Here is a 2,037-nt window from a genome sequence, read left to right as displayed (position 1 = left end):
ATTTTTAAGGAGTGAAAATGAAACTAAAAGACTTTGATTTTAGAATTTGGGATAATACTGAAAAGAGATATCTTAATGAAATAGAACTTCATAAATATGACAAATCTCCTGTAGAAGCAGGAACCACATTTACTGAAACTGACAGAATTAATGAAGTAGAGTTTGTAAAGAATAAGAATGATTTAGAGATAGAGTTATTTACAGGCTACTATGATTACAAAGGTAATAAAATCTATATAGGAGATATTATAGAATGCTTAGTATTTACTAATGAAAAAAATTCAGAAATATTTTATGAAATTATTTGTTTTGATATGGAGTTGGGATTGTGTTCTAAATTATCTAATGGAGATGGTGGGTACTTATTTGACCTTCGTAGACATAAAAATAATAAAACAATTGAAGATGTATATGTCGTAGGCAATATACACGAAAATAAAGAATTATTGAAAGGATGAAGATGCAGAAAGAAGTTTATTTGCTTAAGTAAAATTTTGATAAAATAAAGGAGAATTAATGGAAAACTTCAAAGCTTTTAAGCTTGTTTCAAAACGTATTATAAAAACACTTTTAAATGATTTTCCAAATCAAAGCATACTTTTTTCAGATGATTTTAACAAAGATTGTAAAGAATATAAAATAGACTTTAGCTCTTGTATTCATTTTCTAAAAGAATGCAAAGTTTTAAAATACGATAAAGAAAATAATGACGATTTTTCAGGAGTTTTAATCAGTCCTAAAGCTTATTTATACTTTTCTAAAAATGATTTAAATGATATTGATGATTTAATCGAATTTTGTATGAGATAAAGGATTAAAATGCAAGAAGAAACAATTACTTACGCAAGAGGTCGTTTAACTGAGCTTAAAGATAAAAAAGATGAGCTTCAAAGACTTATCAAAGATAGTAAAAATCTAGCAATTAAAAATATACAAAATGATGATTTAAAAGGTGCTAGACTTTATATTGATAAACTAGAGCTTTATTTTGATGAACTTTTAAAGACAAATACGGATTTAAATTTGCTTTGCAATAAATGGGGATTTAAATGAGTGAAAATATTGAGCTTTTTGAAAGCTATACGGCAAAAACTTTGGGAGAACTTTATAGTACCTTTCCTATTCCAAGCGATTTTAACTTTTTTGATTTTATCCCAAAACTAGAATATGAAGAGTTTTTAACACATCAATTAAACGCTTATCATACGATAAATTACCTAAAAAATAATCATTTTTTGGATTTTGAGAGTATGGATTTAGAAAGCGGAAAAGTTAAAAAAGCTATTTTAAAACCGAAAGCCTTAGAGCTTTTAAAACAAGATGGCTTAGGAGTGCAACTTAGAAAAGCTTTAAGTACAGGAAGAGATGAGCTTATAAGAAGTATTGTAAATAGGGCTTTAGAAATGAGCCTTAAATTTATGTTTTAAATAAAGGAGAAAAATGACAGCACAGGAAATTAAGGAATTTTGTAAAAATATATTGTTAAATTTTATTTAGTGTGCTAAACTTTTAAAAAGGGAAAAAATGTTAGAACTTATTTTTAACACAGGAAGAAATATAGGTTTAGGTATCTTTGTAAATGGAGCTTTTGCTTTGCAATTTAGCGATGTTCCACAAAGTCAAGCGACTTATGCTATAGCTGAAGGCATTTTAATTATGTTTCTTTCAGGGCTTGGCGAAATTAAATCTAAAAGGAGTTAAAATGGATATTATTTTAGGAATTGGTGCGGTAACTTTAGTTATAGTTTTAATAGCTTTAGTTTATACATTTTATAAAGAAAAACACAAAACACAACACTAAATAAAACTACAATCCTACTTTTTTATAATTAGCAAAAGGTAGGATTATGCAAAATATCACTTCAAATTTAATTTTTACAAACGAACAAGTTGCCTCTAACTATGGCTTAACAACAGGCTTAACGATAGCAAAACATCTTAGGACACATAATGATGAGTTTATAGAAAACACACATTATTTTTTAGTAGAAAATTCTTTTAAAAATAAGACAATCAAATGGACTTTAGAAGGTGTTT

The 2,037-nt window shown here is 26.8% G+C and carries 5 protein-coding genes and 1 pseudogene; all 6 read left to right on the top strand.

Translation table 11 applies throughout. The annotated features are described in order from the left end of the window. Window positions 1-17 precede the first annotated feature (17 nt). On the top strand, window positions 18-458 hold the full coding sequence (locus CCO88_RS09630; RefSeq protein ID WP_002795300.1) for a YopX family protein: 441 nt from the start codon (window positions 18-20) through the stop codon (window positions 456-458). Between the two features lie 58 nt (window positions 459-516). Next, the gene (locus tag CCO88_RS09625) at window positions 517-810 is read left to right on the top strand and encodes a hypothetical protein (protein ID WP_002840621.1); all 294 of its coding nucleotides are present in this window, start codon (window positions 517-519) and stop codon (window positions 808-810) included. Window positions 811-819: 9 nt separating this feature from the next. Then, on the top strand, window positions 820-1,053 hold the full coding sequence (locus CCO88_RS09620) for a hypothetical protein (RefSeq protein WP_002782536.1): 234 nt from the start codon (window positions 820-822) through the stop codon (window positions 1,051-1,053). Then, window positions 1,050-1,427, top strand: coding sequence for a hypothetical protein (locus CCO88_RS09615; RefSeq protein WP_002782538.1), 378 nt, complete (start codon window positions 1,050-1,052; stop codon window positions 1,425-1,427). The genes CCO88_RS09620 and CCO88_RS09615 overlap by 4 nt, the downstream gene beginning before the upstream one ends. A 97-nt stretch (window positions 1,428-1,524) precedes the next feature. Beyond that, a complete protein-coding gene (locus tag CCO88_RS10765) occupies window positions 1,525-1,701 on the top strand; it encodes a hypothetical protein (protein ID WP_002782679.1) in 177 nt (58 codons plus the stop codon). Between the two features lie 146 nt (window positions 1,702-1,847). Then, window positions 1,848-2,037, top strand: a pseudogene (locus CCO88_RS09610) (hypothetical protein); the annotation flags it as partial.

Source organism: Campylobacter coli LMG 9860, assembly GCF_000254135.1.
In the GTDB taxonomy this organism is placed as follows: domain Bacteria; phylum Campylobacterota; class Campylobacteria; order Campylobacterales; family Campylobacteraceae; genus Campylobacter_D; species Campylobacter_D coli.
The sequence above is the reverse complement of the archived record's forward strand: the minus strand, read 5'-3'. Positions and strand labels throughout refer to the sequence as shown.